13 protein-coding genes are annotated in these 12758 nt (G+C 72.4%); 6 read left to right on the top strand and 7 right to left on the bottom strand.

Annotation, left to right across the window (positions count from 1 at the left end):
• Window positions 1–125: 125 nt before the first annotated feature.
• From AB0F61_RS05470 to AB0F61_RS05460, 3 genes are all read right to left on the bottom strand, one after another.
• Window positions 126–1793, bottom strand: a complete 1668-nt coding sequence (locus tag AB0F61_RS05470; protein ID WP_357803551.1) for a fumarate hydratase — start codon at window positions 1791–1793, stop codon at window positions 126–128.
• 114 nt (window positions 1794–1907) lie between these two features.
• Window positions 1908–3344: a PQQ-binding-like beta-propeller repeat protein gene (locus AB0F61_RS05465; protein WP_357803549.1), complete on the bottom strand. Its 1437-nt coding sequence runs from the start codon at window positions 3342–3344 to the stop codon at window positions 1908–1910.
• Window positions 3345–3422: 78 nt separating this feature from the next.
• The gene (locus AB0F61_RS05460) at window positions 3423–3914 is read right to left on the bottom strand and encodes an Lrp/AsnC family transcriptional regulator (RefSeq protein ID WP_357803547.1); all 492 of its coding nucleotides are present in this window, start codon (window positions 3912–3914) and stop codon (window positions 3423–3425) included.
• Between the two features lie 139 nt (window positions 3915–4053).
• Between AB0F61_RS05460 and hppD the strand changes: the two genes are divergently transcribed.
• The 6 genes from hppD (at window position 4054) to AB0F61_RS05430 (ending at window position 9953) form a co-directional block, all read left to right on the top strand.
• Complete coding sequence (hppD, locus tag AB0F61_RS05455) at window positions 4054–5259, top strand: 4-hydroxyphenylpyruvate dioxygenase (protein WP_357803545.1); 1206 nt, start codon at window positions 4054–4056, stop codon at window positions 5257–5259.
• Between the two features lie 11 nt (window positions 5260–5270).
• A complete protein-coding gene (locus tag AB0F61_RS05450) occupies window positions 5271–5993 on the top strand; it encodes an RDD family protein (protein WP_357803543.1) in 723 nt (240 codons plus the stop codon).
• Window positions 5994–6149: 156 nt separating this feature from the next.
• Window positions 6150–7133, top strand: a complete 984-nt coding sequence (locus AB0F61_RS05445; protein WP_357803541.1) for an RDD family protein — start codon at window positions 6150–6152, stop codon at window positions 7131–7133.
• Window positions 7130–8233 (top strand): histidinol-phosphate transaminase, encoded by a 1104-nt coding sequence (gene hisC / locus AB0F61_RS05440; protein WP_357803539.1) that lies wholly within the window; start codon window positions 7130–7132, stop codon window positions 8231–8233. Before AB0F61_RS05445 ends, hisC begins: the two co-directional genes overlap by 4 nt.
• Before the next feature lie 123 nt (window positions 8234–8356).
• Window positions 8357–8911 (top strand): hypothetical protein, encoded by a 555-nt coding sequence (locus AB0F61_RS05435; protein ID WP_357803537.1) that lies wholly within the window; start codon window positions 8357–8359, stop codon window positions 8909–8911.
• Window positions 8912–9071: 160 nt separating this feature from the next.
• On the top strand, window positions 9072–9953 hold the full coding sequence (locus AB0F61_RS05430) for a hypothetical protein (protein WP_357803535.1): 882 nt from the start codon (window positions 9072–9074) through the stop codon (window positions 9951–9953).
• A gap of 74 nt (window positions 9954–10027) precedes the next feature.
• On the opposite strand, the gene AB0F61_RS05425 is transcribed toward AB0F61_RS05430, so the two are convergent.
• The 4 genes from AB0F61_RS05425 to AB0F61_RS05410 all read right to left on the bottom strand — a co-directional run bounded on the left by AB0F61_RS05425 (window position 10028) and on the right by AB0F61_RS05410 (window position 12727).
• Window positions 10028–10438 (bottom strand): LPXTG cell wall anchor domain-containing protein, encoded by a 411-nt coding sequence (locus AB0F61_RS05425; protein ID WP_357803533.1) that lies wholly within the window; start codon window positions 10436–10438, stop codon window positions 10028–10030.
• 103 nt (window positions 10439–10541) lie between these two features.
• On the bottom strand, window positions 10542–11798 hold the full coding sequence (locus AB0F61_RS05420) for a PQQ-binding-like beta-propeller repeat protein (protein WP_357803532.1): 1257 nt from the start codon (window positions 11796–11798) through the stop codon (window positions 10542–10544).
• 96 nt (window positions 11799–11894) lie between these two features.
• Window positions 11895–12374 carry an SRPBCC family protein gene (locus tag AB0F61_RS05415; protein ID WP_357803530.1) on the bottom strand — a complete coding sequence of 160 codons (480 nt, stop codon included), beginning with the start codon at window positions 12372–12374 and terminating at the stop codon, window positions 11895–11897.
• A gap of 143 nt (window positions 12375–12517) precedes the next feature.
• Window positions 12518–12727 carry a DUF397 domain-containing protein gene (locus tag AB0F61_RS05410; RefSeq protein ID WP_357803528.1) on the bottom strand — a complete coding sequence of 70 codons (210 nt, stop codon included), beginning with the start codon at window positions 12725–12727 and terminating at the stop codon, window positions 12518–12520.
• Window positions 12728–12758: the final 31 nt, after the last annotated feature.

The raw sequence follows: 12758 nt of genomic DNA, 5'->3' as shown, positions 1-12758 counted from the left end.
CCGACGGGGGCGGTGCGCACGTCCCATCACCCCCAGGGGGGCGGGCGTACCGATGTCGGTTCAGCACGGACGACAAAAGGGGCGTCGAGCGAATACGCTCGACGCCCCTTCCCATGCCGGTCGGGTCAGCGGCGGCCGACGGTGAGCACCGGCTTGGTGACCTCGGCGAAGAAGTCGTTGCCCTTGTCGTCGACCACGATGAAGGCGGGGAAGTCCTCCACCTCGATCTTCCAGACCGCCTCCATGCCCAGCTCCGGGTATTCGAGCACCTCGACGTGCTTGATGCAGTCCTGGGCGAGGCGGGCCGCGGGGCCGCCGATCGAGCCGAGGTAGAAGCCGCCGTGCCGTTGGCAGGAGCGGGTCACCTGGCCGGACCTGTTGCCCTTGGCGAGCATCACCTGGGAGCCGCCCGCGGCCTGGAACTTCTCCACGTAGGCGTCCATCCGCCCGGCGGTGGTCGGGCCGAAGGAGCCGGACGCGTAGCCCTCGGGGGTCTTCGCCGGGCCGGCGTAGTAGACCGCGTGGTCGCGCAGGTACTGCGGCATCGGCTCACCGGCATCAAGCCGCTCGGCGATCTTCGCGTGCGCGATGTCCCGGGCCACCACGAGCGGGCCGGACAGCGACAGCCGGGTCTTCACCGGGTACTTGGACAGCTCGGCGCGGATCTCGTCCATCGGCCGGTTCAGGTCGACCCGGACCACCAGCTCGGCGTCGAGCGCGTCGTCGGTGACGTCGGGCAGGAAGCGGGCCGGGTCGGTTTCCAGTCGTTCCAGCCACACACCCGACGGGGTGATCTTGGCAACCGCCTGCCGGTCCGCCGAACAGGAGACGGCGATCGCCACCGGGCAGGACGCACCGTGGCGGGGCAGCCGGACCACCCGTACGTCGTGGCAGAAGTACCTGCCGCCGAACTGCGCCCCGATGCCGAAGTTGCGGGTCAGCTCCAGCACCTCGGCCTCCAACTCCAGGTCGCGGAAGCCGTGCGCGCTCATCGAGCCCTGCGTCGGGAGAGCGTCCAGGTACTTCGCGGAGGCGTACTTCGCCGTCTTCAGGGCGTACTCGGCGGAGGTGCCGCCGATGACGATGGCCAGGTGGTACGGCGGGCAGGCGGCGGTGCCGATGAGCCGCAGCTTCTCCTCCAGGAACTGCATCATCCGCGTCGGGTTGAGCAGCGCCTTGGTCTCCTGGTAGAGGTACGACTTGTTGGCCGAGCCACCACCCTTGGCCATGAACAGGAACTTGTACGCGTCGGGGTGCCCGTCCGGGTCCTCGGCGTACAGGTCCACCTGGGCCGGCAGGTTGCTGCCGGTGTTCCGCTCGTCCCACATGGTCAGCGGGGCGAGCTGGGAGTACCGCAGGTTGAGCTTGGTGTACGCCTGGTAGACGCCCCGGGAGATGGCCTCGGCATCCGCGCCGTCGGTGAGCACGTGCCGACCGCGCTTGCCCATCACGATCGCGGTGCCGGTGTCCTGGCACATCGGCAACACCCCGCCGGCGGCGATGTTGGCGTTGCGCAGCAGGTCCAGCGCGACGAACCGGTCGTTCGGCGAGGCGGCCGGGTCGTCGATGATCGCCCGGAGCTGGGCCAGGTGCGCGGGGCGGAGGAAGTGCGCGATGTCGTGCATCGCCTCGGCGGTCAGCGCGGTGAGCGCGGCCGGCTCCACGGTGAGGAACCGGCGGCCTCCCGGGCCGTGTACGACGTCGACGCCCTCGTCGGTGACCAGGCGATAGTCCGTCTGGTCGGGGCCGGTCGGCAGCAGGGGGGCGTACGAGAATGCGGCGGCACTGCTCATGAGCGGCAAGCCTAGGGCAGACCGGTCGATCACTCCCACCCGCCGGGCGGGTCCTGGGACGCCGCTCTCATCCCGCGGGCCCGCCGCCCGCTCAGCCGCCGGGCGACCAGGCCCTCAGCCGTCCTTGCCGCCGTCCGGGTCGGGGCAGAGTTCCCCCTTCGGGCCGCAGTCACCGTTGTCCGGGCCGCCGGGGCCGGTGCCACCCGGCCCGGAGGTCCCGCCGTCGCCGGGCGGGCGGGCCGGTGAGCCCCCGGCAGCGCCGAAGCGGACGTACCCGATCTCGCGCCCCTCACCAATGATCATCCCCTGTGACCCGACCGCTAGGGCGTTCGCCGAGGTACGCAGCACGGCCAACTCCCGGCCGTTGCGCGGGTCCACGGCGGCCAACCGGGACGGCTTCTCGTCCGCCACCACCGCCGCGTACGGGGTCAGCGCGGCACCGGCCTTGCCGCTGGCGGGCCGCGTCCACAGCACCCGGTCGGTGCCGAGCTGACGGGCGACCACCGAACGTTTGTCGGCGGCGCGGAACACCGCGTAGCGGTCGTCGACCGCGATCAGCTTGGTGCCCGACTCGCCGACCCACAGCAGCCGGCCGTCGTATCCGTCGATGACCGCCTCGCGGCCGTCCGGGCCGACACCGATCAGCACGTTCCGGGCGCCCTGCGGGTCTTCGCGCTGCACGCAGCCGGCGCTGTCGGCGGTCCGCAGGTTGATCCCGGCCCGCTGCCAGGCCTCCTGCCCGGTCGCCGGGTCGCGGGCGGAGATGGCGAAGTAACAGGCGCCGTCCTGGGAACGGGCGGTGATCCGCAGCATCCGCCCGCCCACCACGGACAGCCGCTCGTCCCGCCCGGGTTCGACGTTCTGCAACACGCGACCGGTGGCGGTGTCGACGACGTGCACCCGGCCGTCCACCGGGAAGCCGAGCAGCGGTGGTGCTGGTTCCGCCCCGGCCACCCCGTCGTCGATCCGGGTGGCGGTGAGCCGGCGGGTGCCGCGCAGGCCCGGGTTGTCGGCGAGCAGGCCGCTGTGCACCCCGGGCAGGAAGGCCGTCCAGAGTGGCGCGGTGCCGCGTGGGTCCCAGGCGCTCAGGGTGCAGTCGGTGGCGTCCGTGCAGCGGGCGTCGAGGAGCAGGTTGCGGTACGTCCACACGGCCACCGCGTCGTCGTCGCGTCGCCGGGTCGCCCCGGTGGCCGGGTCGAGCAGCTCGTACCCCTTGACCAGGAGCTTGCCCACGGCGACGACCGGGTCCCGGTCGCCGCCCGCGACCGCCGACCAGTCCGCCTTGCGCTCCCAGAGCTGCGTGCCGGTGGCCAGGCTGCGGGCTTCCACCCGGGTCCGCTGCTCGACCACCACGGCGTCGCCGGCGATTGTCACGCTGCGCGGAGTGCCGCCGATCCGTTGCTGCCAGACCACGTCGGGCTCGGAGATGGGTTCGCTGCGGTCCACCCAGTCCCACAGGCCGGGGAACGGGTTCCACACGCCGGTCGCGGCGAGTGCGACGACCACGGCGAGGCCGAGCAGCAGCCCACCGCGCACGCTCCCCTTCGCCACTCGCACACCGTAGCCACGATCGCGGATCTTCCGTACGCCCGCGCCGTCGTGTCGCCGCGCTTTCTGCGGCGGAAGGTGTTAGAGCGCCCGTACGGCACTGCGGACGAGGGGAAGCGTGCGGTACGGAATCTGCTCGGCCAGCGCGATGATCGTCGAAGCCCGGGTGATGCCGGCGGAGGAGACGATCTGGTCGATGACCCGTTGCAGGTCGGTGTTGGAGCGGGCCACGATCCGGCAGAGCAGGTCGCTGGAGCCGGTGATGGTGTGCGCCTCCAGCACCTCGGGAATGGCGGCGAGGTGGGCGGTGACCGGGTCGTGGCCGTGCCGCTGGCTGATCTCCAGGGTGACGAAGCTGGTCACCCCGAACCCGATCGCTTCCGGCGCGATCTCCGGGCCGAAGCCCTTGATGACCCCCCGCTCGATGAGCTTGTCCAGCCGGGCCTGCACGGTGCCGCGGGCCACCCCGAGCCGGCGGGAGCACTCCAGCACCCCGATCCGCGGCTCCTCGGCGAGCAGTTCGATCAAGCGCACGTCGAGCGCGTCGAGCTGTACATTCTGCTCACCATTCATGAGTGAAGACCATACCGAATGCGCAACCTGACCAGCATTTCCTGCCACAGTTGCCCACCCGGTGCCGGGGCAGCGATCCTCCCTGAAAGAACCGACCACGGCGGCCCACGAGGCCGGCCGGTACGCGAGGGAGCCCACCATGACCCAGGCGATCGACCGACCCCAGTCGACCGAGGACGTCGACGTCGACCGGCTCGTCGGCGCTGTCGACCACGACATCAGCCACGACCCGTTCCCGGTCCGGGGCCTCGACCACGTGCACTTCCTGGTCGGCAACGCCAAGCAGGCCGCGCACTACTACTCCACCGCGTTCGGCATGACCTGCGTGGCGTACCGCGGCCCGGAGCAGGGTTACCGCGACCACGCCCAGTACGTGCTCACCAGCGGCTCGGCCCGGTTCGTGCTGACCGGCGCGGTGCGCCCGGACGCCGACGGCGCCGAGCACGTGGCGAAGCACAGCGACGGGATCAGCGACATCGCGCTTGAGGTGCCGGACGTCGACGCCGCGTACGCGCACGCCATCGCGCAGGGCGCTGCCAGCGTCGTCGAGCCGCACGAGGTGACCGACGAGCACGGCACCGTCCGGATGGCCGCCATCGCCGCGTACGGCGACACCCGGCACACCCTGGTCGACCGGTCCCGCTACACCGGCCCGTTCCTGCCCGGCTTCACCGCTCGCGGCCCGATCGTGGACCGGCAGCCGATGATCGACGCCGGCATCCAGCCGAAGCGCTTCTTCCAGGCCGTCGACCACGTCGTCGGCAACGTGGAGCTGGGCCGGATGGACGAGTGGGTCGAGTTCTACAAGCGGGTGATGGGCTTCTCCAACATGGCGGAGTTCGTCGGCGACGACATCGCCACCGACTACTCGGCGCTGATGAGCAAGGTCGTCGCGAACGGCACCCGCAAGGTGAAGTTCCCGCTCAACGAGCCGGCGATCGCCCGCAAGAAGTCCCAGATCGACGAGTACCTGGAGTTCTACCAGGGCCCCGGGGCGCAGCACATCGCCGTCGCCACCAACGACATCCTGGCCAGCGTCGACGCGATGCGGGCCGCCGGGGTGGAGTTCCTGGACACCCCGGACTCGTACTACGAGGACCCCGAGCTGCGCGCCCGCATCGGCAAGGTGCGGGTGCCGATCGAGGAGCTGAAGGCCCGCAAGATCCTGGTCGACCGGGACGAGGACGGCTACCTGCTCCAGATCTTCACCAAGCCGGTGCAGGACCGCCCCACCGTCTTCTTCGAGCTGATCGAGCGGCACGGCTCGCTGGGCTTCGGCAAGGGCAACTTCAAGGCGCTCTTCCAGGCCATCGAGCGGGAGCAGGAAGCCCGCGGCAACCTGTAACACTGTCGAGCGTGACGCAGCCTCCGTCGTACCCGACGCCGCCGGTCGGTGGGCCTCCGCCCGCCGCCGGCGGCGTCGCGCCGCCGCCCGGACAGATCCCCCATGGGTACGCCGCGCCGCCGCAGTACGCCCCACCCGGGTACGCCCCGCCCGGGTACGCCCCGCCGCCGTGGCACGCCGGACCACCCGGCCCGCTGCCTCCACCGCTGAGCCCGGGCGGTCAGCCGCTGGCGAGCTTCGCCGACCGGCTGCTGGCCTGGCTGATCGACACGGCCCTGGCGAGCGCCGTGTCGCTTGTGCTGTTCCTGCCGTTCTTCGTCATCCTCTGGTGGCGGATGGTCACCGAGATGGGCCGGACCAACCCGGACGGCTCACTTGTGGCACCCGACATGGCCACCTTCTTCCTCGAGTTCTTCCTGCCGATCATGCTGCTGCAACTCGGGTTCCTCGTCGTGACGCTCGGGTTCTACTGGCTCTACCACGTGGAGTACCTCAAGCGCGGCGGTCAGACGGTCGGCAAGAAGGTGCTGAACCTGCGCGTGGTGCCGATCGACCCGACCCGCACGCTGGACCGGCGGATGGCCGGCCGGCGCTGGCTCGTGCAGTACCTGGGGGGCTCGTTGGTCCCGGCCGGCGTCTACGTCGACGGATTGTGGCAGCTCTGGGACAAGCCGTGGCAGCAGTGCCTCCACGACAAGTTCGCTGAGACGGTCGTCGTTAAGGTGTCCTGGTGAGCGAGCGCAGCGAGCGAACCAGCAGGCTCAGTAGTGTGGCGCCTCGCGCCGTCGCGCAGCGAAGCGGAGCGGCGACGTGAGCGAGCGCAGCGAACGAACCAGCAGGCTCAGTAGCGTGGCGCCTCGCGCCGTCGCGCAGCGAAGCGGAGCGGCGGCGTGAGCGTTCAACCTGGCTGGTACGTGGATCCGGCCGACACCGACACCCGACGTTACTGGGACGGCGAGGGTTGGCTCGGCGCGCCCATCCCCGTCGATGCCACCCCGCCGGACGGTCCTCCACCGGCCGAGCCGTCGCCCGCTCCGGTCGCCCCGGCCGCGCCCGCCGCCGTGGGCCCGGCGACCGTCGTGCCCGGCGGGCCACCGCAGCAGGGTCCACCACCGGGGTACGGCCCGCAGCCGGGCCACGGCCCAGGCTGGGGCCCGGCCGCCGGCCCTCCTGGTTGGGGTCCACAGAGCAGTCCGCCGGGCTGGGCGCCTCCGGGCGGCCAACCTGGCTGGGCGCCCCCGCCCGGCCACCCCGGGTGGTCGATGCGACCGCCCGAGCCACGACCACATGGCCTCGTGCTGGCCGGCTACGGCCGCCGGTTGGTCGCTCGGATCATCGACTTCGGGCTTCTCTTCGCACTGAACATCGTGGCCAACGGCTGGTTCGTCTGGCGTTGGGCGCAGGAGTGGGCACCGTACTGGCGGGAGATCTTCCGGCGGGCGGAGCGGGGCGAGACCTCCGCCGAGGGCCTGCCGTTGCCAGGCGAGCAGGCCAACTCGCTCCTGGTGGTGATCCTGCTGATCGCCACCGCGCTCTGGCTGGCGTACGAGGTGCCGGCCATGGCCGCCAGTGGGCAGACCGTCGGCAAGCGGCTGATGCGGATCCGGGCGGTGCCGCTCGCCGCCGACCAGCCGCTGGGCATGGGCCGGTCGCTGGCCCGGTGGATTCTGCTGGGTCCGCCGACGCTGTTCTGGTACTGCGCCGGGATCGGTCTGGTGCTGCAACTGGTCGACGCCCTCTCCCCGCTCTTCGACCATCCGCTGCGCCAGGCGCTGCACGACAAGCGCGCGCAGACAGTCGTCGTCGAAGTTCCGCCCCCCACCGCTTCCACCCCCTCGAACGACCGCAACCAGCCCCCGGGAGACACCCCATGACCGACTCCGGACGTCACCAGCCGGCGCTGCGGCTGACCCGCGCCGACCTGGACGCGCTACCCAGCTACGTGCCGGGGCGCAGTCCGGCCGACCTGGCTCGGGAGTTGGGCCTCCCGGAGGCCATCAAGCTGGCCAGCAACGAGGTGCCGTACGGGCCGCTGCCGGGCGTGGTGGAGGCGGTCACCGAGGCGATCACCACCTCGCACCGCTACCCGGACATGGGCGTGGTCGCGCTGCGGGACGCGCTGGCCGAGCGGTACGGGGTGGACGCCGACCGGATCGCGACCGGCTGCGGGTCGGTGGCGCTCGCCGAGCACCTGGTCCGGGCCACCTGCCTGCCCGGCGACGAGGTGCTCTACTCGTGGCGGTCCTTCGAGGCGTACCCGATCATCGTGGCGACAAGTGGCGCGACAAGCGTGCGGGTGCCGAACGACGCCGGGCACGGGCACGACCTGGCGGCGATGGCCGCGGCGGTGACCGACCGGACCCGGGTGATCTTCGTTTGCAACCCGAACAACCCGACCGGTACGGCGGTGCGCCGGGCCGAGCTGGACCGGTTCCTCGACGCGGTGCCGGACGACGTGCTTGTGGTGATCGACGAGGCGTACCGGGAGTTCGTCACGGATCCGGAGGTGCCGGATGGTCTCGACTACCTGGACCGGCCGAACGTGGCGGTGTTGCGCACGCTGTCGAAGGCGTGGGGTCTGGCCGGGCTCCGGATGGGCTGGCTGGTTGCCCAGCCGGTGGTGGCCGCGGCCATCCGCAAGGTGGCGACCCCGTTCTCCAGCAGCACGGCGGCTCAGGCCGGGGCGCTCGCCGCGCTGACCCAGGCGACGGAGATGGCGCGCCGCTGCGCCCTGGTCGTCGCCGAGCGGGATCGGGTCGGTGAGGCGCTGCGCAAGTTCGTGCCCGAGGTGCCGGCGAGCCAGGCCAACTTCGTCTGGCTGCCGCTTGGCGAGCGGGCCGTGGCGTTCGGCAAGGCATGCGAGGCGCGCGGGGTGATCGTGCGGCCGTTCGCCGGGGACGGCGTCCGGGTCACCATCGGCACCTCCGCGGAGAACGACGCGTTCCTGGCCGCTGCGGAGTCGGCGCTGAGCTGACCCGGATCGGTGCCATAAGCGCTGTTTGTCCACTTCCGTCCCTTTAACTGCCCTATCTTCCGAAGTAGCCGGCTGTATCGAGGAATCACGCCGGCCCACTTCGAGAAAACGGGGTAACAAACAGTGCGTACTGCCAAGATCTGCCTCGCCGGAGCGGCCGCCGCCGCGATGGTGGGCTTCCTCGCCGCACCGGCCGCCGCCGCGCCGACCGACACCACCACCGTCACGTTCGAGGTGGCAGCGGGAACCCTCGACATCGACGCGCCGGCCACCGCCGACCTGGGCAGCGGCGCGCCCGGCAGCGTCATCACCGGCCAGCTCGGCCCGGTCACGGTCACCGACTCCCGGGGTGCGGCGGACGCCTCCTGGGTGGCCACGGTGACCGCCACCGTCTTCCAGACCGGTGGCGGCACCCCCGCCGAGACAGTTCTCCCGGGGGAGATCGACTACTGGTCGGGCCCGGCAACGGCGACCACCGGCACCGGCACCTTCACGCCCGGTCAGCCCACCGCCCCGGAGGCGGAACCGCTGGACAGCGTCACCCCGGTCACGGCGTTCACCCACACCGGTGGCACCGGCGGCAACACGGCGACCTGGAACCCCACTCTGGTCGTCAACGTGCCGCTGGACAGCATCGCGGGCGTCTACACCGGGACGGTGACGCATTCGGTGGCCTAGCCGCCACGGCCGGTCGACCGTCGCGGTCGCGCTGGCGCTGCTCTGCCTCGCCGGTCCGGGTCTGTCGACCCGGGCCGGCGCGGCCGAGCCGGACGCCGACGACCGCCTCGGGATCCGGCTGCTGGAGGCGCCGAGCAATCGCCGCGACGACCCCCGGGCGTTGCGCTACATCGTCGATCACCTGCCGCCGGGCACCACCATCAAGCGGCAACTGCTGATCAGCAATCGCACCGACGAGGCCCGCCGCATCGACGTGTACGCGGGAGCGGCGGCCGTGGCTGGCTCGGAGTTCAGGTTCGGCGAGGGCCGCGCGGCCAACGAGCTGACCTCCTGGATCACCCTCGACAGCTCCGTCGTGGAGGTGGAACCGTGGGGCGAGGCGCGGGTCCGGGCGACCATCACGGTGCCACCGGCCGCCTCGCGCGGCGAGCGGTACGGGGTGATCTGGGCGTCCGCCACCTCCGCGCCCCGCTCCGACGGGGAGGTCACCCAGATCCACCGGGTCGGCGTCCGGATGTACCTCGACATCGGGCCCGGGGGCGAGCCGGTCTCCGACTTCTCGATAGGTGAGCTTCGCCCGGCCCGCAGCCCGGCGGGCGAGCCCTCGGTGACCGCCCAGGTCACCAACACCGGTGGCCGCGCCATCGACCTGACCGGCTCGGTCACCCTCAGCGACGGGCCAGCCGGCAGCCGAGCCGGCCCGTTCCAGGTCGGGCAGGGCGTCACGCTACCGCCGGGTGGCTCCGGCCAGGTCGTCGCCCGGCTACCCGCCGAGTTGCCGAACGGGCCCTGGAAGATCGAGGTGAACCTGGAGAGCGGGCTGGTGAAACGCAGCATCAGCGCGCAGATCCGGTTCCCCGACGCGGGTCAGGTCGGCAAGCGGGGCAGCGCCATCTCCCGGATGACGTCCGGTTGGACCGTGGCGGCGGTCGTCGCGGGCCTTCTGCTCCTCGCCGGCCTCGCGGTGCTGGTCCGGCGCTCCCGGCAGTCCCCTCGGCCGCCCAGCGGCAGACCACGGGAGCGGGTCTCGGCCGGACACTGACGCGACGCCGGCGGCCGCGCAGCGCATCGGCCGCCGGCGGCGGGCTCGCACCAGCCGCCGACGGCCGGCGTACGTCACACTGGCCGCCGGCGACGGGCGGCGAGCAGCCCACCGACGATCAGCAGGATCACGCCCAGTCCGGCGAGCAGCAACGTCGACCCGCCGGAACCGGTGACCGGCAGTTGACCGCTGTGGCTGGGCGTGGGCTGGGGCGGTGCCGGCGTGGGCTGCGTCGGCGTGGGCGTGGGTGGCGCGGGTTGCGTTGGTGTGGGGGTGGGTGGCGCGGGTTGCGTCGGTGTGGGTGTCGGCGTCGCCGGCAGGATCTCGAAGGTGACGCCGGTGTCGGCCGACGGCGCGGCCTGGACGGCACCGAACCCGCGCGCCGAAGCGGGATCCGCGGCCAGCAGCGGCGGAACCGCCAGCGCGAGGCTCGCGGCTGCGGCTAGTGCACCGCCCGCGACGTAGTTGGCTGCTGTCCTGCCCATGCGCCGACCCCTTCCGGAAGAAAAACCTGAACCGTGAGAAACATACCTTTTCCTGACAAAGGGTATGGACGGTTCGGCTCTCCGGGTGCCGGAGACGCCACGATCAGGTGGCCGCCAGGATCACCGCTTCCGCGGTCAGGTAGTAGCGCCTGTCGTCGGCAGCAGGGTCGACCGGCCTGCGGAGTCGTTCCACCGCCAGGTAGCCGCCCCCGACCCCCACCGCGCCGGGCACCCAACCCGTTCCGTCCCGTCCGACGTTCAGCGAGAAGCGGGACAGTCGCCTACCGGTCACCGGGTCCAGCGTCACCAGGTCGTTGGCTTCGGTCAGCAGGTGCACCCGACCAGGCTGCGCGGCCAGGACCCGGGCCGCACCGAGGCCGGCGGACCGCCACAGCTCGGCGCCCGTACGCGCCGACCGACCCACCGCCACCCCGTCGAGCACCACGACGGCCTGGTCACCCACCACCGTGGCGCCGGCCGGATCGAGCCCGGGGGCGGCGACCGGCTGGCCGGCGCCCACCAGCCACCCTCGGCCGGCCGCGTCGCCCGGTCCCCCGGTGCGCAGGGCCGGGCAGTCCGACCGGCCGGTACGACAACCGAGCGGAGTCACCACCAACTCGCCCGACCCACCGGGCGGTCGCCACCGTTCGCGCACCGCGCCGGTCGCCGCATCCCGGAACTCGACGGTCGCGGGCCCGGCACATCGGTCCAGACCGATCAGCTCGCCGGCGGCGGTGGTGCCGACGTCGCTGCGGCAACTGCCCGGCAGGTCGACCCGCCACAGCCGCTGACCACCGCTCACCTCGACGCCGCGTGCCTCGGCGTCGCCGCTGACCACCACGACCGTGCGGCCGTCCGGGAGGTCGGTGAGGTGGAGCCCGCGCGGATCCCAGACGGTCACCGCACCGGTACGCCGCACCACCGCCTCGCTCTCGGCGGGCTCCGGGCCGTCGGCCTTCCAGAGCACCCGACCGGTAGGCGCGTCGAGCGCGACCAGTTGCCCGTCGGACCAACGGCTGACCACCGTGCTGCCGCTGGCCACCACCCCGGTCAACGCCGCCGGCCAGCGGCGGTACGACCAGTACGGGGTGGTCCGGTGCCGACCGTCGACGGGCCGGTCGGCGTAGACCTGGCGGTGCGCGGCGTACACCCGCAGCCTCCCGTCCACGATCAACGGGGCGACCGGCAGTCGACCGACCACACCGGCGGCCGGTTGGGCAGCCGGTGGATACTCGGCCCGGGCCACCGTGCTCACCTCGGCCGGCGCGAGCACCCGGTGGACGATGACCGCGACAGCCACTGTCGCGAGCAGCGCCGCGACAGCCATCGCGAGCCGCCGTCGGCCCCTCGGGATCCCCATGCCGCACCTCCGCCCGGCACCCTACCCAGCGGAACCGGCCGAACCCCGCGCAGGTCACGACGACCACGCGCGGTGGCGGAGGTGACCAGCCGGGGCTCAGGCGGCTTCGACGGAGCCGGCACCGGCCGCGACGGCCAGGTCGGCGAGGTCGCGCCCGAGCGCCACCTCGACCGCCCGCGCGGCGAGGCCGCCGAGCAGCAGGGCCACCACCCGACCGTACGGAGCGGTCGGCACGGCCTCGTGGGTGACGGTGACCGCCGTGCAACCGCGACGGCGACGCCGGACCTGTCGCAAACTCCAGGTGATCCGGTAGTCCACGCCAGCACCTGACGAACAGAGCACCAACCGGTGTGGGGCGAGCGCCTCCACCACCAGGAACTCTTCGGTAAGCGTGCCGCCGCCGGGCTGGGCACGCGCCTCACGCCAGGCGGTGCCCGGCCCGAACGGACCCGGAGTGAGCACCTCGATCGGGCCGGCGGCGGTCAGCCGGGCCGTGCGGCCGGGCAGGTCGGTCAGCAGACACCAGACATCGACAGCGTGCGCCTCGATGAACCTGGTAACCGCCACCGTCGACATGCCAGCCTCCCGTGTCCCCGACGGTACGCGGAGTGAGGGCCGGCCGGGGCCCCCGGGACGGGTTTTTCACCTCCCGGAGGCCACGCTGTCCGATTGGACCGACGCTCGGCACCAGACGTCGTCGTCCGGTGCCGATGCTCCGGTCAGTGTTCGAAGCGACCGGCCCGGATCGCCCCGATGAAGGCTGTCCACCCCGGCGGGCTGACCGCGAGTGTGGGACCGGCCTGGTCCTTGGAGTCGCGGATCGCGACCAGACCATGGACGTCGACCAGGTTGTCCGCCACTTCCACGCAGAGCCCCTGGTCGTTGGAACGGCTGCTGGTACGCCAGACCGCGTCCGCAAGATCGTGCATCGTCGTTACCTCCGTGTGCGATGGATGCCCC

Origin of the sequence: Micromonospora sp. NPDC023888 (assembly GCF_040639415.1) — a bacterium.
Lineage (GTDB): Bacteria > Actinomycetota > Actinomycetes > Mycobacteriales > Micromonosporaceae > Micromonospora.
The sequence above is the reverse complement of the archived record's forward strand: the minus strand, read 5'-3'. Positions and strand labels throughout refer to the sequence as shown.